The sequence below is a fragment of the Gordonia westfalica genome (genome assembly GCF_900105725.1).
Taxonomy (GTDB): domain Bacteria; phylum Actinomycetota; class Actinomycetes; order Mycobacteriales; family Mycobacteriaceae; genus Gordonia; species Gordonia westfalica.
This window is the reverse complement of the sequence record NZ_FNLM01000012.1, coordinates 1-11,600: the sequence shown is the minus strand read 5'-3', so window position 1 is coordinate 11,600 and position 11,600 is coordinate 1. Positions and strand designations below refer to the sequence as shown.

Annotated in this window: 22 protein-coding genes and 5 pseudogenes; 15 read left to right on the top strand and 12 right to left on the bottom strand. The window is 64.9% G+C overall.

All coding sequences use genetic code 11. The features are described 5' to 3' along the window. Positions 1–215 precede the first annotated feature (215 nt). The 15 genes and pseudogenes from BLU62_RS34725 to BLU62_RS32175 form a co-directional block, all read left to right on the top strand. Positions 216–344, top strand: a pseudogene (locus tag BLU62_RS34725) (zinc-ribbon domain-containing protein); the annotation flags it as partial. A 158-nt stretch (positions 345–502) separates the two neighbouring features. Beyond that, positions 503–790, top strand: a pseudogene (locus BLU62_RS34720) (zinc-ribbon domain-containing protein); the annotation flags it as partial. Between the two features lie 88 nt (positions 791–878). Next, a complete protein-coding gene (locus BLU62_RS33425) occupies positions 879–1,037 on the top strand; it encodes a PDDEXK family nuclease (RefSeq protein WP_244278023.1) in 159 nt (52 codons plus the stop codon). A 179-nt stretch (positions 1,038–1,216) separates the two neighbouring features. After that, a complete protein-coding gene (locus BLU62_RS32185; RefSeq protein ID WP_139179941.1) occupies positions 1,217–1,648 on the top strand; it encodes a GNAT family N-acetyltransferase in 432 nt (143 codons plus the stop codon). Between the two features lie 64 nt (positions 1,649–1,712). Continuing rightward, a pseudogene (locus tag BLU62_RS34715) lies at positions 1,713–1,880 on the top strand (phage gene 29 protein family protein); the annotation flags it as partial. Positions 1,881–1,897: 17 nt separating this feature from the next. Next, the gene (locus tag BLU62_RS33420; RefSeq protein ID WP_074848153.1) at positions 1,898–2,164 is read left to right on the top strand and encodes a hypothetical protein; all 267 of its coding nucleotides are present in this window, start codon (positions 1,898–1,900) and stop codon (positions 2,162–2,164) included. Positions 2,165–2,231: 67 nt separating this feature from the next. Continuing rightward, positions 2,232–2,531, top strand: coding sequence for a hypothetical protein (locus BLU62_RS35055; protein ID WP_244278019.1), 300 nt, complete (start codon positions 2,232–2,234; stop codon positions 2,529–2,531). Next, positions 2,453–3,331 carry a peptidoglycan recognition protein family protein gene (locus tag BLU62_RS01760; RefSeq protein ID WP_244278021.1) on the top strand — a complete coding sequence of 293 codons (879 nt, stop codon included), beginning with the start codon at positions 2,453–2,455 and terminating at the stop codon, positions 3,329–3,331. Before BLU62_RS35055 ends, BLU62_RS01760 begins: the two co-directional genes overlap by 79 nt. 27 nt (positions 3,332–3,358) lie before the next feature. Beyond that, positions 3,359–3,760, top strand: coding sequence for a hypothetical protein (locus BLU62_RS01755; protein WP_074847976.1), 402 nt, complete (start codon positions 3,359–3,361; stop codon positions 3,758–3,760). Continuing rightward, a complete protein-coding gene (locus BLU62_RS01750; protein ID WP_074847977.1) occupies positions 3,757–4,056 on the top strand; it encodes a hypothetical protein in 300 nt (99 codons plus the stop codon). The genes BLU62_RS01755 and BLU62_RS01750 overlap by 4 nt, the downstream gene beginning before the upstream one ends. Beyond that, on the top strand, positions 4,056–4,250 hold the full coding sequence (locus BLU62_RS01745) for a DUF7620 family protein (RefSeq protein ID WP_074847979.1): 195 nt from the start codon (positions 4,056–4,058) through the stop codon (positions 4,248–4,250). The genes BLU62_RS01750 and BLU62_RS01745 overlap by 1 nt, the downstream gene beginning before the upstream one ends. Continuing rightward, on the top strand, positions 4,250–4,621 hold the full coding sequence (locus BLU62_RS01740) for a putative phage holin (RefSeq protein ID WP_074847981.1): 372 nt from the start codon (positions 4,250–4,252) through the stop codon (positions 4,619–4,621). The genes BLU62_RS01745 and BLU62_RS01740 overlap by 1 nt, the downstream gene beginning before the upstream one ends. After that, entirely contained in the window at positions 4,618–5,319 is a 702-nt protein-coding gene (locus BLU62_RS01735) for a PE-PPE domain-containing protein (protein WP_074847983.1), read from the top strand. The genes BLU62_RS01740 and BLU62_RS01735 overlap by 4 nt, the downstream gene beginning before the upstream one ends. A 164-nt stretch (positions 5,320–5,483) precedes the next feature. Beyond that, positions 5,484–5,687, top strand: a complete 204-nt coding sequence (locus BLU62_RS01730; RefSeq protein WP_074848151.1) for a hypothetical protein — start codon at positions 5,484–5,486, stop codon at positions 5,685–5,687. Between the two features lie 347 nt (positions 5,688–6,034). After that, positions 6,035–6,238 carry a hypothetical protein gene (locus BLU62_RS32175; protein WP_139179939.1) on the top strand — a complete coding sequence of 68 codons (204 nt, stop codon included), beginning with the start codon at positions 6,035–6,037 and terminating at the stop codon, positions 6,236–6,238. A gap of 80 nt (positions 6,239–6,318) precedes the next feature. Here BLU62_RS32175 and BLU62_RS01725 read toward each other — a convergent pair whose 3' ends face one another. The 12 genes and pseudogenes from BLU62_RS01725 to BLU62_RS34705 form a co-directional block, all read right to left on the bottom strand. Further along, positions 6,319–7,020, bottom strand: coding sequence for a PE-PPE domain-containing protein (locus BLU62_RS01725; RefSeq protein ID WP_074847983.1), 702 nt, complete (start codon positions 7,018–7,020; stop codon positions 6,319–6,321). Then, positions 7,017–7,388: a putative phage holin gene (locus BLU62_RS01720; RefSeq protein WP_074847981.1), complete on the bottom strand. Its 372-nt coding sequence runs from the start codon at positions 7,386–7,388 to the stop codon at positions 7,017–7,019. The genes BLU62_RS01725 and BLU62_RS01720 overlap by 4 nt, the downstream gene beginning before the upstream one ends. Continuing rightward, a complete protein-coding gene (locus tag BLU62_RS01715) occupies positions 7,388–7,582 on the bottom strand; it encodes a DUF7620 family protein (protein ID WP_074847979.1) in 195 nt (64 codons plus the stop codon). Before BLU62_RS01715 ends, BLU62_RS01720 begins: the two co-directional genes overlap by 1 nt. Beyond that, entirely contained in the window at positions 7,582–7,881 is a 300-nt protein-coding gene (locus BLU62_RS01710) for a hypothetical protein (protein ID WP_074847977.1), read from the bottom strand. Before BLU62_RS01710 ends, BLU62_RS01715 begins: the two co-directional genes overlap by 1 nt. Next, on the bottom strand, positions 7,878–8,150 hold the full coding sequence (locus BLU62_RS01705) for a hypothetical protein (protein ID WP_139179938.1): 273 nt from the start codon (positions 8,148–8,150) through the stop codon (positions 7,878–7,880). Before BLU62_RS01705 ends, BLU62_RS01710 begins: the two co-directional genes overlap by 4 nt. Before the next feature lie 155 nt (positions 8,151–8,305). Then, positions 8,306–8,605, bottom strand: coding sequence for an LGFP repeat-containing protein (locus BLU62_RS33145; protein ID WP_208863590.1), 300 nt, complete (start codon positions 8,603–8,605; stop codon positions 8,306–8,308). 389 nt (positions 8,606–8,994) lie between these two features. After that, positions 8,995–9,288: pseudogene (locus BLU62_RS33405) on the bottom strand (peptidoglycan recognition protein family protein); the annotation flags it as partial. Positions 9,289–9,397: 109 nt separating this feature from the next. Next, positions 9,398–9,946, bottom strand: coding sequence for a phage gene 29 protein family protein (locus BLU62_RS01690; protein WP_139179937.1), 549 nt, complete (start codon positions 9,944–9,946; stop codon positions 9,398–9,400). 25 nt (positions 9,947–9,971) lie between these two features. Further along, positions 9,972–10,256 (bottom strand): hypothetical protein, encoded by a 285-nt coding sequence (locus tag BLU62_RS01685; RefSeq protein ID WP_139179936.1) that lies wholly within the window; start codon positions 10,254–10,256, stop codon positions 9,972–9,974. Between the two features lie 17 nt (positions 10,257–10,273). Beyond that, positions 10,274–10,786, bottom strand: a complete 513-nt coding sequence (locus BLU62_RS33400) for a PDDEXK family nuclease (protein WP_244278022.1) — start codon at positions 10,784–10,786, stop codon at positions 10,274–10,276. Between the two features lie 274 nt (positions 10,787–11,060). Beyond that, a pseudogene (locus BLU62_RS34710) lies at positions 11,061–11,189 on the bottom strand (zinc-ribbon domain-containing protein); the annotation flags it as partial. Then, positions 11,141–11,506 carry a zinc-ribbon domain-containing protein gene (locus BLU62_RS34705; protein WP_074848134.1) on the bottom strand — a complete coding sequence of 122 codons (366 nt, stop codon included), beginning with the start codon at positions 11,504–11,506 and terminating at the stop codon, positions 11,141–11,143. The pseudogene BLU62_RS34710 and the gene BLU62_RS34705, both read right to left, overlap by 49 nt. Positions 11,507–11,600 lie beyond the last annotated feature (94 nt).

The window sequence follows — 11,600 nt, the reverse complement described above, 5'->3', positions numbered from 1 at the left end:
GCGGATCGATCTCAACGACGGAGAGGGCACCTCGAGGTGCCGGCCAGCCAGTCGGGGTGGTGGGAGTGCCGTTCCTGCGGGAATCTGTGGCAGGAGTCGCAGTCGTCTCGGCGGTTGCGGAAGTGGTGCCGCAAGTGTGCTGGTAAGCAGGGCGCTGAGGTTAACCGCGGCAACGCGGCCACGGCATCCCGGATCGCTGTCCACCTGCAAGGTGAGTGGATCGACGAGAAGCCGCACACTTCGGTGTCGGCGAAGTCGAACTACAAAGCAGCGTGGCGGTGTGGACGTGTGGGCATGAGTGGCGGGCGACGGTGAAGAACCGGAGCAACGGCTCAGGATGCCCACGGTGTTACCGGCTCTCAGATAAGACCGGTGCGGCGTCCGCACGGTCACGGGCCGCTGCCAAGTCAGATCCACTATCGGACTATCCGATCGCCGCCTGGTGGTCAGATCGCAACCCGCACACCCCGGAGGGAGTGAGCCGCGGCTCCGCGGAACCGGCATGGTGGAACTGCTCCACTGCGGGACGGAGTTCTCGCGAACGCCGAAAGGAATCCGGGGCGAGCGGTGCAATGCGAGGCTTGCTCGTACACACACCGCGGCACCAGCTATTGCAGCGAACGCAGCAACCGCCAATCCGCTCAGCGAGGAGCTACGCGGACAGCTCGTGGACCCCGCCCTTGGTGTCACGTCGGCGGGGTCGAACACGAAGTTGCAGTGGGTGTGCGCTGACGGGCACATGTGGTGGGCTGCACCGAAGGACCGAGGGCGGGGCAACGGGTGTCCCGCTTGTGCGAAGCACATTTCTCGAGCCGAAATCGAGGTCGCCGACTTTGTGCGGACGCTCACCGGCGACGGTGGTCACCAGCACGCGGTCGGTGATCGCACCCACAACGAACTCGACATCTATCATCCCGTCGAAGAACATCGCGGTCGAGTTCAACGGCCTGTACTGGCATTCGGAGGACGCCGGGAAGGACCGCCACTACCACAGCGGAAGTGGCAGCGGTGCGCCGACAAGGGCATCCAGATGGTGACTGTGTGGGAAGACGACTGGCGTGACCGCCGGGACATTCTGCCAAACGCATGATCGCCCGCAAGCTGGGCGTGTCTCAGGAACGCCGGCTGAATGCGCGCAGTCTCACCGTGACCGCGGTAGAATCGGGTGGAGGTCCGCGACTTCCTCGAGGCCAACCACATTCAGGGTGCGACCGCAATGAGTGAAGCGTTCGGTTTGCGCGATGGTGGCGAGTTGGTCGCGGTGATGTGCATGAAGTGGCGCACCAAGACTGAGGTGGAGTTGGTGCGGTTCGCCACCTCGGTGATCGTGCGGGGTGGGCATTCGCGGCTGCTGAAGCACGCTGTCGCTGCGATGCAACCACAACGGGTGGTGACATTCGCCGACCACGCCGTCTCTGACGGAGGCCTGTACGAGCAGTGCGGTTTCATCAAAGATGGCGAGCTGCGACCGGATTACACCTACTACTTCTCGTGTGGCGAACGGGTGCACAAAGTTCCTGTTCCGCCTGAAGCGGTTCCGCAACGACCCAAACCTGTTGTGGGACGAGTCGTGGACCGAGCAGCAGGCCGCGGCGGAGAACAAGATCCCGCGGATCTGGGATTACGGAAAGACCCGTTAACGTACTAGACATTCCCGGTAGGGCTTGGCCCCCCGGAGAGGGGGCACAGTGTCTTTCAAGCAGTGGGCTGACATGTCCGATGAGGAACGTGAAGCCGAAGCGCAGGCGGTGTCGGTGTTGTTTATCGGCCTGCCTGGTGTGGTGGGTGCCCCGCTGGTGATGGGACCCGACTATTGGGTGGATGTTGCCCGCCATCTGGTGGAGTGCGGTGTCCGGCTGGTGGCGGATTCGATCAAGCACTATGAACCGGGGACAGCTTGGAGGCGTCGAAGGCTGCGGGGAAGTGGTGTTACGACTCGCATGAGCCGGATGAAACGTATGAGCAGCGGATCGCCCGGCTGGCTGATGAGGAGCATCAGAAATATCTGGCGAAGGTGGAGGAGATGAAGGCCCGCCAGGCGAATACGCAGGAGCGGGTGGTGCAGGCAGAGGCTGTGGCGTTCGCCGCGGAGGTGAAGCGCCGCAAGGCGGATGGAACGTTCGACGGTTCCCCGCACGCCGGCATCAACCCCGAAGCTCTCTAACCCAACAGAACTTTTCACCCTGCACCCGTTCGGGTGTGGGGATTCACCATGCCCACAGGAGGCAATTATGGCTGATCCCGTTTGGCTTCCCGACGTGCTGCGCGCCGAGGGCCTGAAGGTTGACATCTATCCCGGCGCGTTCGAACGCGGGCACGGCGACTTCGGCACTATCTGGGGTCCGTTCATGCACCACACCGGCTCGTTCGGCGAGACGCCGCGGGTATCGCGCAGCACTCGTCTCTCGGGCTCGCGTCGCAACTCCACCTCGCGCCGAACGGTGTTGTCACGCTGTGCGGCGTCGGCGTCGCATGGCACGCGGGCACCGGCTCGTGGCCGGGCATCCCCGCGAACAACGGCAACGCCGTGACGATCGGCATCGAGGCCGCACACAACGGCACCGCGGCATGGTCGGAGGCCCAGTACGGCGCATACCTGAAGGTCGTCCGGGCCATCAACAAGCGCCTCGGCAACCCGTGGAACAAGGTCGTCGCGCACAAGGAGTACGGCGCGATCCAGGGCAAGTGGGACCCCGGGAACCTCGACATGAAGCTGTTCCGTCAGCGGCTCCTCCAGGCACCGGATAAGCCGCTCGTGGTCATGAACATGATCGAGCTCGAGGCCAAGGAGAATCCGTGGGTCGGCGTCCGTAAGGCGAAGCCCGGCGCCGGGGGTGAGCGCAAGGTCGGCCGCGACGGTAAGGGCCGGTTCGTCGAGTACGAGAACGCGCACATCTACTTTCACCCGGCGACCGGCGCGCACGCCATCCCGCACGGCGGCCTGTTCGAGGCGTACGCCGAGCGCAAGTGGGAGACCGGCGAACTCGGCTTCCCGGTGCGCGACTTCACCAAGCTCGCCGACGGCGCAGTCATGGCGTTCCAGGGTGGCGTGCTCTACCGCAAGGACGGCAAGGACCACCACGTCGTGAAGGGCGTCATCGGCCAGCGCTGGGCGCTCGAGGGCTACGAGAAGGGCCCGCTCGGCTGGCCGACGTCGGACGAGATCTCGAACGGCACGGGCGGCAAGCGTCAGGCGTTCGAGCACGGCGTCCTCGAGTGGGACCCCTCAGGCGCGGTGAAGAAGATCGGCGACGCCGCGAAGGATCTCACTCTCGTCAACGCGGCCGGCATCCCGCTGGCCGTCGAAGCAGTCGACCTCATCGCGGCCTGAGCCGCACCCACAGAAGGAGTTCTCGTCATGTCTGTACCCACCCCTCGTCTTGTCCTCGGCCGCGAGCCCGCCGCCTGGACCTCCCTCGTCTCAGCCATCCTGGTTCTGCTGACCACGTTCGGGTTCAACATCCCCACCGAGACTCAGGGCGTGTTCATGGCCGCGGTCAACGCGGTGCTCGGTCTGCTCGTGGTGATCTCGGTGAAGGAGAGCGTGTACCCGGCGCTCGTCGCGGTCGTTCAGACCGCGGTGCCGCTGGTCGTTGCGTTCGGCTTGAACCTCAGCGAGCAGCAACAGGGCGCCATCCTCGCGGTCTCCACGATTGCTCTCGGATTCCTGTTCACCCGCCCGCAGGTCACACCGAAGGTGTTGGCAGGTATTGAGCTTCCCGCTGACGGCGTCGAGCGCGAAGTCAACCTCGGCCGATGACCGTGACCTCGAGCGCCAGCGCTTGGATGAACCCCGCCGCGCTGAGTGACATCGGCGTGGTGGGGGTCGTCGTCGGCATGGCGCTCGTGCTCGGTATCGCCTTCGCCCGTGGCTGGATCGTATGGGGATCGGAGATCTCGATCTACAAGACCGCGGCCGAGCGCGACGCCAAGACCATCGCCGACCTCCTCGAGACCAACGCGCGCAACGCGCAGACGATGGCCGAGTGGAATGTCGCCGGCCAGCTCATCGCGAGCCAGTCGAAGGCACTGCGAGAGAGCTTGGAGTCCAACTGATGTGGGGATTCAAGACCAAGGGGGCGAGCGCGCACGAAGTTGATGCGCGCTCGAAGCGAAACGCGCGATCGGCCGAAGAAGCCCGGTCCGAAAGCGCACGGCTCGCCGAACGGGCGCGGCCGGTACAGCGGGAGCTTCGTGACCAGTTGGAACGCAACCACTGGGCCGAGCTGATCTTCGGAAGGCTGAACTAGTGGAGCTGATAGCCGACTGGGCACTTGTGGTGCTCGCCGTGCTGGCCACCGTCTACACCATCTGCTACGCCGCATGGCAGTACTGGTGGAAGGAGCGGGTGTCACTCATCTACCTAGGCAAGTCGACCCTGATGTCGCTGGTCTTTCTCCAGATCTCGGCGTCAGTGTGGGCGGGTACTGACTATCCGGGGCGGGCGTGGATTCGATTCATCCTGTACTCGGGTGGCGCCGTGATGATGCTCGCGCTCCTGGTGATGCTGCTGGTGTTGCAGTACAAGACCCGCCGTGACCGTTGGGCGGCAGGCGACTTCCGCCGGCCATGGCAAGTGTGGCGCGACGAGATCCGAGCATGGTGGGCAGGACGGTCATGATCGAACTTCTCTGGGTCGACGGAACTTGGGCACCCCGCGGCGGCTCCCCCGCGTCGGAGGCGCTGCGCCGCGCGCTCGACCCCCGCAAGGTGAAGTTCACGTATGTGCCGTACCCGGCCGACTTCGGCCCGGCGACCGGCATGGGCGACCTGTCGTATGAGGAGTCGAAAGCGATCGGCGCGGCAGCGTTGGATCGAGCTGTCACCGAATCCCGCGAACTCGTGGTCGTCGGCGGCTACAGTGCGGGCGCGGCGGTCGCAGTGAAGTACGCGCGCGACATCCTGCCTCGGCGGCCTCGCCATCAGGTGCTCGCCGTCGCGACGCTGGGCGACCCGCACACGCCGGTGCATCACGGCCGGTCCGGGATCGCCGGGGCGCTGCACGTCCCGCGGCCTCGGTTCACCGAGTGGGCGCCGGGTGATCCGATCGCCGACCTGCCGCTAGGTTCACCGCTGCGCACGGTCGCCGACCTAACCGGGTGGATGTCGGTGCGCACACCCGAGGCCGCCCGCGCCTGGGCGTTCAAGACCGCTGAACGTCTGGCGGTGGCGCAGCCGTGGTGGAATCCGTTCCGCTGGCCCGATTTCGCGCGTGCGGGGGAGGACATCCGCAACTATCTCGGCACTGCGCATTCCACGGACTACGACGGTGGTGGCCACGCTAAGCGGTTGGCCCGCATGATCGAAGGGGTGAGTTAGCCATTACAGCTCCAGATCAGCCCGGTGCTGGTGTACCGGGCAAATACTTCCTGCCCGCGAACCGCCCGAACGGTGCCACGTCAGGCCTGTCGCAGTTCGCGAATGCGGATCAGGCGTTCTGGGATGACTACGCGTACAACCAGTTCAATCCGAAGTTTAAGCATATGGGTGAGCCGGTTGATGTGATCCGGTTGTTGGCTCATGCGGCGACGGCGAACATTGCGTCGATCATCAACGGCATTTTCAATGGCTGGTTTGGTGGCGGTTCGGTTGGTGATCCGCAAGAGGTTCAGTACACGATCCAGGCCATCGCTGACGCCGTCCTCAACGGCTACAACGTGGAAACCAAGGTCACGTCGGGTACGTGACGAAACTGAAAACATCACGAACTGATCGTGGTCTCATCGATGTGGGAACGGTTCGACGGCACTCAGTACCACCGCGCGCTGGCGGCCGGCGGGATACTTCCGCAACTCGACCCGACGGATTCATCGCCACGCGTGGCGACTCGTCAGTTCGGGTCGAGTTGCTGGTGTATCCACCGCGAGGCCGCCGCGCGCGGGTGGTGGACGGAGTGCGTCCGAACCGTTCCCACATCGATGAGACCACGATCAGTCGGTGATGTTTCAGGTTCGTCCACGACCCGACGTGACCTGGTCCACGTTGTAGCCGTTGAGGACGGCGTCAGCGATGCCTGGATCGTGTACTGAACCTCTTGCGGATCACCAACCGAACCGCCACCAAACCAGCCATTGAAAATGCCGTTGATGATCGACGCAATGTTCGCCGTCGCCGCATGAGCCAACAACCGGATCACATCAACCGGCTCACCCATATGCTTAAACTTCGGATTGAACTGGTTGTACGCGTAGTCATCCCAGAACGCCTGATCCGCATTCGCGAACTGCGACAGGCCTGACGTGGCACCGTTCGGGCGGTTCGCGGGCAGGAAGTATTTGCCCGGTACACCAGCACCGGGCTGATCTGGAGCTGTAATGGCTAACTCACCCCTTCGATCATGCGGGCCAACCGCTTAGCGTGGCCACCACCGTCGTAGTCCGTGGAATGCGCAGTGCCGAGATAGTTGCGGATGTCCTCCCCCGCACGCGCGAAATCGGGCCAGCGGAACGGATTCCACCACGGCTGCGCCACCGCCAGACGTTCAGCGGTCTTGAACGCCCAGGCGCGGGCGGCCTCGGGTGTGCGCACCGACATCCACCCGGTTAGGTCGGCGACCGTGCGCAGCGGTGAACCTAGCGGCAGGTCGGCGATCGGATCACCCGGCGCCCACTCGGTGAACCGAGGCCGCGGGACGTGCAGCGCCCCGGCGATCCCGGACCGGCCGTGATGCACCGGCGTGTGCGGGTCGCCCAGCGTCGCGACGGCGAGCACCTGATGGCGAGGCCGCCGAGGCAGGATGTCGCGCGCGTACTTCACTGCGACCGCCGCGCCCGCACTGTAGCCGCCGACGACCACGAGTTCGCGGGATTCGGTGACAGCTCGATCCAACGCTGCCGCGCCGATCGCTTTCGACTCCTCATACGACAGGTCGCCCATGCCGGTCGCCGGGCCGAAGTCGGCCGGGTACGGCACATACGTGAACTTCACCTTGCGGGGGTCGAGCGCGCGGCGCAGCGCCTCCGACGCGGGGGAGCCGCCGCGGGGTGCCCAAGTTCCGTCGACCCAGAGAAGTTCGATCATGACCGTCCTGCCCACCATGCTCGGATCTCGTCGCGCCACACTTGCCATGGCCGGCGGAAGTCGCCTGCCGCCCAACGGTCACGGCGGGTCTTGTACTGCAACACCAGCAGCATCACCAGGAGCGCGAGCATCATCACGGCGCCACCCGAGTACAGGATGAATCGAATCCACGCCCGCCCCGGATAGTCAGTACCCGCCCACACTGACGCCGAGATCTGGAGAAAGACCAGCGACATCAGGGTCGACTTGCCTAGGTAGATGAGTGACACCCGCTCCTTCCACCAGTACTGCCATGCGGCGTAGCAGATGGTGTAGACGGTGGCCAGCACGGCGAGCACCACAAGTGCCCAGTCGGCTATCAGCTCCACTAGTTCAGCCTTCCGAAGATCAGCTCGGCCCAGTGGTTGCGTTCCAACTGGTCACGAAGCTCCCGCTGTACCGGCCGCGCCCGTTCGGCGAGCCGTGCGCTTTCGGACCGGGCTTCTTCGGCCGATCGCGCGTTTCGCTTCGAGCGCGCATCAACTTCGTGCGCGCTCGCCCCCTTGGTCTTGAATCCCCACATCAGTTGGACTCCAAGCTCTCTCGCAGTGCCTTCGACTGGCTCGCGATGAGCTGGCCGGCGACATTCCACTCGGCCATCGTCTGCGCGTTGCGCGCGTTGGTCTCGAGGAGGTCGGCGATGGTCTTGGCGTCGCGCTCGGCCGCGGTCTTGTAGATCGAGATCTCCGATCCCCATACGATCCAGCCACGGGCGAAGGCGATACCGAGCACGAGCGCCATGCCGACGACGACCCCCACCACGCCGATGTCACTCAGCGCGGCGGGGTTCATCCAAGCGCTGGCGCTCGAGGTCACGGTCATCGGCCGAGGTTGACTTCGCGCTCGACGCCGTCAGCGGGAAGCTCAATACCTGCCAACACCTTCGGTGTGACCTGCGGGCGGGTGAACAGGAATCCGAGAGCAATCGTGGAGACCGCGAGGATGGCGCCCTGTTGCTGCTCGCTGAGGTTCAAGCCGAACGCAACGACCAGCGGCACCGCGGTCTGAACGACCGCGACGAGCGCCGGGTACACGCTCTCCTTCACCGAGATCACCACGAGCAGACCGAGCACCGCGTTGACCGCGGCCATGAACACGCCCTGAGTCTCGGTGGGATGTTGAACCCGAACGTGGTCAGCAGAACCAGGATGGCTGAGACGAGGGAGGTCCAGGCGGCGGGCTCGCGGCCGAGGACAAGACGAGGGGTGGGTACAGACATGACGAGAACTCCTTCTGTGGGTGCGGCTCAGGCCGCGATGAGGTCGACTGCTTCGACGGCCAGCGGGATGCCGGCCGCGTTGACGAGAGTGAGATCCTTCGCGGCGTCGCCGATCTTCTTCACCGCGCCTGAGGGGTCCCACTCGAGGACGCCGTGCTCGAACGCCTGACGCTTGCCGCCCGTGCCGTTCGAGATCTCGTCCGACGTCGGCCAGCCGAGCGGGCCCTTCTCGTAGCCCTCGAGCGCCCAGCGCTGGCCGATGACGCCCTTCACGACGTGGTGGTCCTTGCCGTCCTTGCGGTAGAGCACGCCACCCTGGAACGCCATGACTGCGCCGTCGGCGAGCTTGGTGAAGTCGCGCACCGGGAAGCCGAGTTCGCCGGTCTCCCACTTGCGCTCGGCGTACGCCTCGAACAGGCCGCCGTGCGGGATGGCGTGCGCGCCGGTCGCCGGGTGAAAGTAGATGTGCGCGTTCTCGTACTCGACGAACCGGCCCTTACCGTCGCGGCCGACCTTGCGCTCACCCCGGCGCCGGGCTTCGCCTTACGGACGCCGACCCACGGATTCTCCTTGGCCTCGAGCTCGATCATGTTCATGACCACGAGCGGCTTATCCGGTGCCTGGAGGAGCCGCTGACGGAACAGCTTCATGTCGAGGTTCCCGGGGTCCCACTTGCCCTGGATCGCGCCGTACTCCTTGTGCGCGACGACCTTGTTCCACGGGTTGCCGAGGCGCTTGTTGATGGCCCGGACGACCTTCAGGTATGCGCCGTACTGGGCCTCCGACCATGCCGCGGTGCCGTTGTGTGCGGCCTCGATGCCGATCGTCACGGCGTTGCCGTTGTTCGCGGGGATGCCCGGCCACGAGCCGGTGCCCGCGTGCCATGCGACGCCGACGCCGCACAGCGTGACAACACCGTTCGGCGCGAGGTGGAGTTGCGACGCGAGCCCGAGAGACGAGTGCTGCGCGATACCCCGCGGCGTCTCGCCGAACGAGCCGGTGTGGTGCATGAACGGACCCCAGATAGTGCCGAAGTCGCCGTGCCCGCGTTCGAACGCGCCGGGATAGATGTCAACCTTCAGGCCCTCGGCGCGCAGCACGTCGGGAAGCCAAACGGGATCAGCCATAATTGCCTCCTGTGGGCATGGGTGAATCCCCACACCCGAACGGGTGCAGGGTGAAAAGTTCTGTTGGGTTAGAGAGCTTCGGGTTGATGCCGGCGTGCGGGGAACCGTCGAACGTTCCATCCGCCTTGCGGCGCTTCACCTCCGCGGCGAACGCCACAGCCTCTGCCTGCACCACCCGCTCCTGCGTATTCGCCTGGCGGGCCTTCATCTCCTCCACCTTCGCCAGATAGTTCTGATGCTCCTCATCAGCCAGCCGGGCGATCCGCTGCTCATACGTTTCATCCGGCTCATGCGAGTCGTAACACCACTTCCCGCAGCCTTCGACGCTCCAAGCTGTCCCCGGTTCATAGTGCTTGATCGAATCCGCCACCAGCCGGACACCGCACTCCACCAGATGGCGGGCAACATCCACCCAATAGTCGGGTCCCATCACCAGCGGGGCACCCACCACACCAGGCAGGCCGATAAACAACACCGACACCGCCTGCGCTTCGGCTTCACGTTCCTCATCGGACATGTCAGCCCACTGCTTGAAAGACACTGTGCCCCTCTCCGGGGGCCAAGCCCTACCCGGGAATGTCTAGTACGTAACGGGTCTTTCCGTAATCCCAGATCCGCGGGATCTTGTTCTCCGCCGCGGCCTGCTGCTCGGTCCACGACTCGTCCCACAACAGGTTTGGGTCGTTGCGGAACCGCTTCAGGCGGAACAGGAACTTGTGCACCCGTTCGCCACGGAAGTAGTAGGTGTAATCCGGTCGCAGCTCGCCATCTTTGATGAAACCGCACTGCTCGTACAGGCCTCCGTCAGAGACGGCGTGGTCGGCGAATGTCACCACCCGTTGTGGTTGCATCGCAGCGACAGCGTGCTTCAGCAGCCGCGAATGCCCACCCGCACGATCACCGAGGTGGCGAACCGCACCAACTCCACCTCAGTCTTGGTGCGCCACTTCATGCACATCACCGCGACCAACTCGCCACCATCGCGCAAACCGAACGCTTCACTCATTGCGGTCGCACCCTGAATGTGGTTGGCCTCGAGGAAGTCGCGGACCTCCACCCGATCTACCGCGGTCACGGTGAGACTGCGCGCATTCAGCCGGCGTTCCTGAGACACGCCCAGCTTGCGGGCGATCATGCGTTGGCAGATGTCCCGGCGGTCACGCCAGTCGTCTTCCCACACAGTCACCATCTGGATGCCCTTGTCGGCGCACCGCTGCCACTTCCGCTGGTGGTAGTGGCGGTCCTTCCCGGCGTCCTCCGAATGCCAGTACAGGCCGTTGAACTCGACCGCGATGTTCTTCGACGGGATGTAGATGTCGAGTTCGTTGGGTGCGATCACCGACCGCGTGCTGGTGACCACGTCGCCGGTGAGCGTCCGCACAAAGTCGGCGACCTCGATTTCGGCTCGAGAAATGTGCTTCGCACAAGCGGGACACCCGTTGCCCGCCCTCGGTCCTTCGGTGCAGCCCACCACATGTGCCCGTCAGCGCACACCCACTGCAACTTCGTGTTCGACCCCGCCGACGTGACACCAAGGGCGGGGTCCACGAGCTGTCCGCGTAGCTCCTCGCTGAGCGGATTGGCGGTTGCTGCGTTCGCTGCATAGCTGGTGCCGCGGTGTGTGTACGAGCAAGCCTCGCATTGCACCGCCTCGCCCGGATTCCTTTCGGCGTTCGCGAGAACTCCGTCCCGCAGGTGGAGCAGTTCCACCATGCCGGTTCCGCGGAGCCGCGGCTCACTCCCTCCGGGGTGTGCGGGTTGCGATCTGACCACCAGGCGGCGATCGGATAGTCCGATAGTGGATCTGACTTGGCAGCGCCCGTGACCGTGCGGACGCCGCACCGGTCTTATCTGAGAGCCGGTAACACCGTGGGCATCCTGAGCCGTTGCTCCGGTTCTTCACCGTCGCCCGCCACTCATGCCCACACGTTCCACACCGCCACGCTGCTTTGTAGTTCGACTTCGCCGACACCGAAGTGTGCGGCTTCTCGTCGATCCACTCACCTTGCAGGTGGACAGCGATCCGGGATGCCGTGGCCGCGTTGCCGCGGTTAACCTCAGCGCCCTGCTTACCAGCACACTTGCGGCACCACTTCCGCAACCGCCGAGACGACTGCGACTCCTGCCACAGATTCCCGCAGGAACGGCACTCCCACCACCCGACTGGCTGGCCGGCACCTCGAGGTGCCTCTCCC

Excerpts from the sequence above, each read along its gene's own strand:
- BLU62_RS35055 (WP_244278019.1), top strand. The coding sequence starts at position 2,232 with ATGGCTGATCCCGTTTGGCTTCCCGACGTGCTGCGCGCCGAGGGCCTG.
- BLU62_RS01715 (WP_074847979.1), bottom strand. The coding sequence starts at position 7,582 with ATGTGGGGATTCAAGACCAAGGGGGCGAGCGCGCACGAAGTTGATGCG.
- BLU62_RS01685 (WP_139179936.1), bottom strand. The coding sequence starts at position 10,256 with ATGCAACCACAACGGGTGGTGACATTCGCCGACCACGCCGTCTCTGAC.
- BLU62_RS01725 (WP_074847983.1), bottom strand. The coding sequence starts at position 7,020 with ATGATCGAACTTCTCTGGGTCGACGGAACTTGGGCACCCCGCGGCGGC.
- BLU62_RS01710 (WP_074847977.1), bottom strand. The coding sequence starts at position 7,881 with ATGACCGTGACCTCGAGCGCCAGCGCTTGGATGAACCCCGCCGCGCTG.
- BLU62_RS33145 (WP_208863590.1), bottom strand. The coding sequence starts at position 8,605 with ATGGCGTTCCAGGGTGGCGTGCTCTACCGCAAGGACGGCAAGGACCAC.
- BLU62_RS01735 (WP_074847983.1), top strand. The coding sequence starts at position 4,618 with ATGATCGAACTTCTCTGGGTCGACGGAACTTGGGCACCCCGCGGCGGC.
- BLU62_RS01730 (WP_074848151.1), top strand. The coding sequence starts at position 5,484 with ATGGGTGAGCCGGTTGATGTGATCCGGTTGTTGGCTCATGCGGCGACG.
- BLU62_RS01745 (WP_074847979.1), top strand. The coding sequence starts at position 4,056 with ATGTGGGGATTCAAGACCAAGGGGGCGAGCGCGCACGAAGTTGATGCG.
- BLU62_RS01750 (WP_074847977.1), top strand. The coding sequence starts at position 3,757 with ATGACCGTGACCTCGAGCGCCAGCGCTTGGATGAACCCCGCCGCGCTG.
- BLU62_RS32185 (WP_139179941.1), top strand. The coding sequence starts at position 1,217 with ATGAGTGAAGCGTTCGGTTTGCGCGATGGTGGCGAGTTGGTCGCGGTG.
- BLU62_RS01755 (WP_074847976.1), top strand. The coding sequence starts at position 3,359 with ATGTCTGTACCCACCCCTCGTCTTGTCCTCGGCCGCGAGCCCGCCGCC.
- BLU62_RS01705 (WP_139179938.1), bottom strand. The coding sequence starts at position 8,150 with ATGGCCGCGGTCAACGCGGTGCTCGGTCTGCTCGTGGTGATCTCGGTG.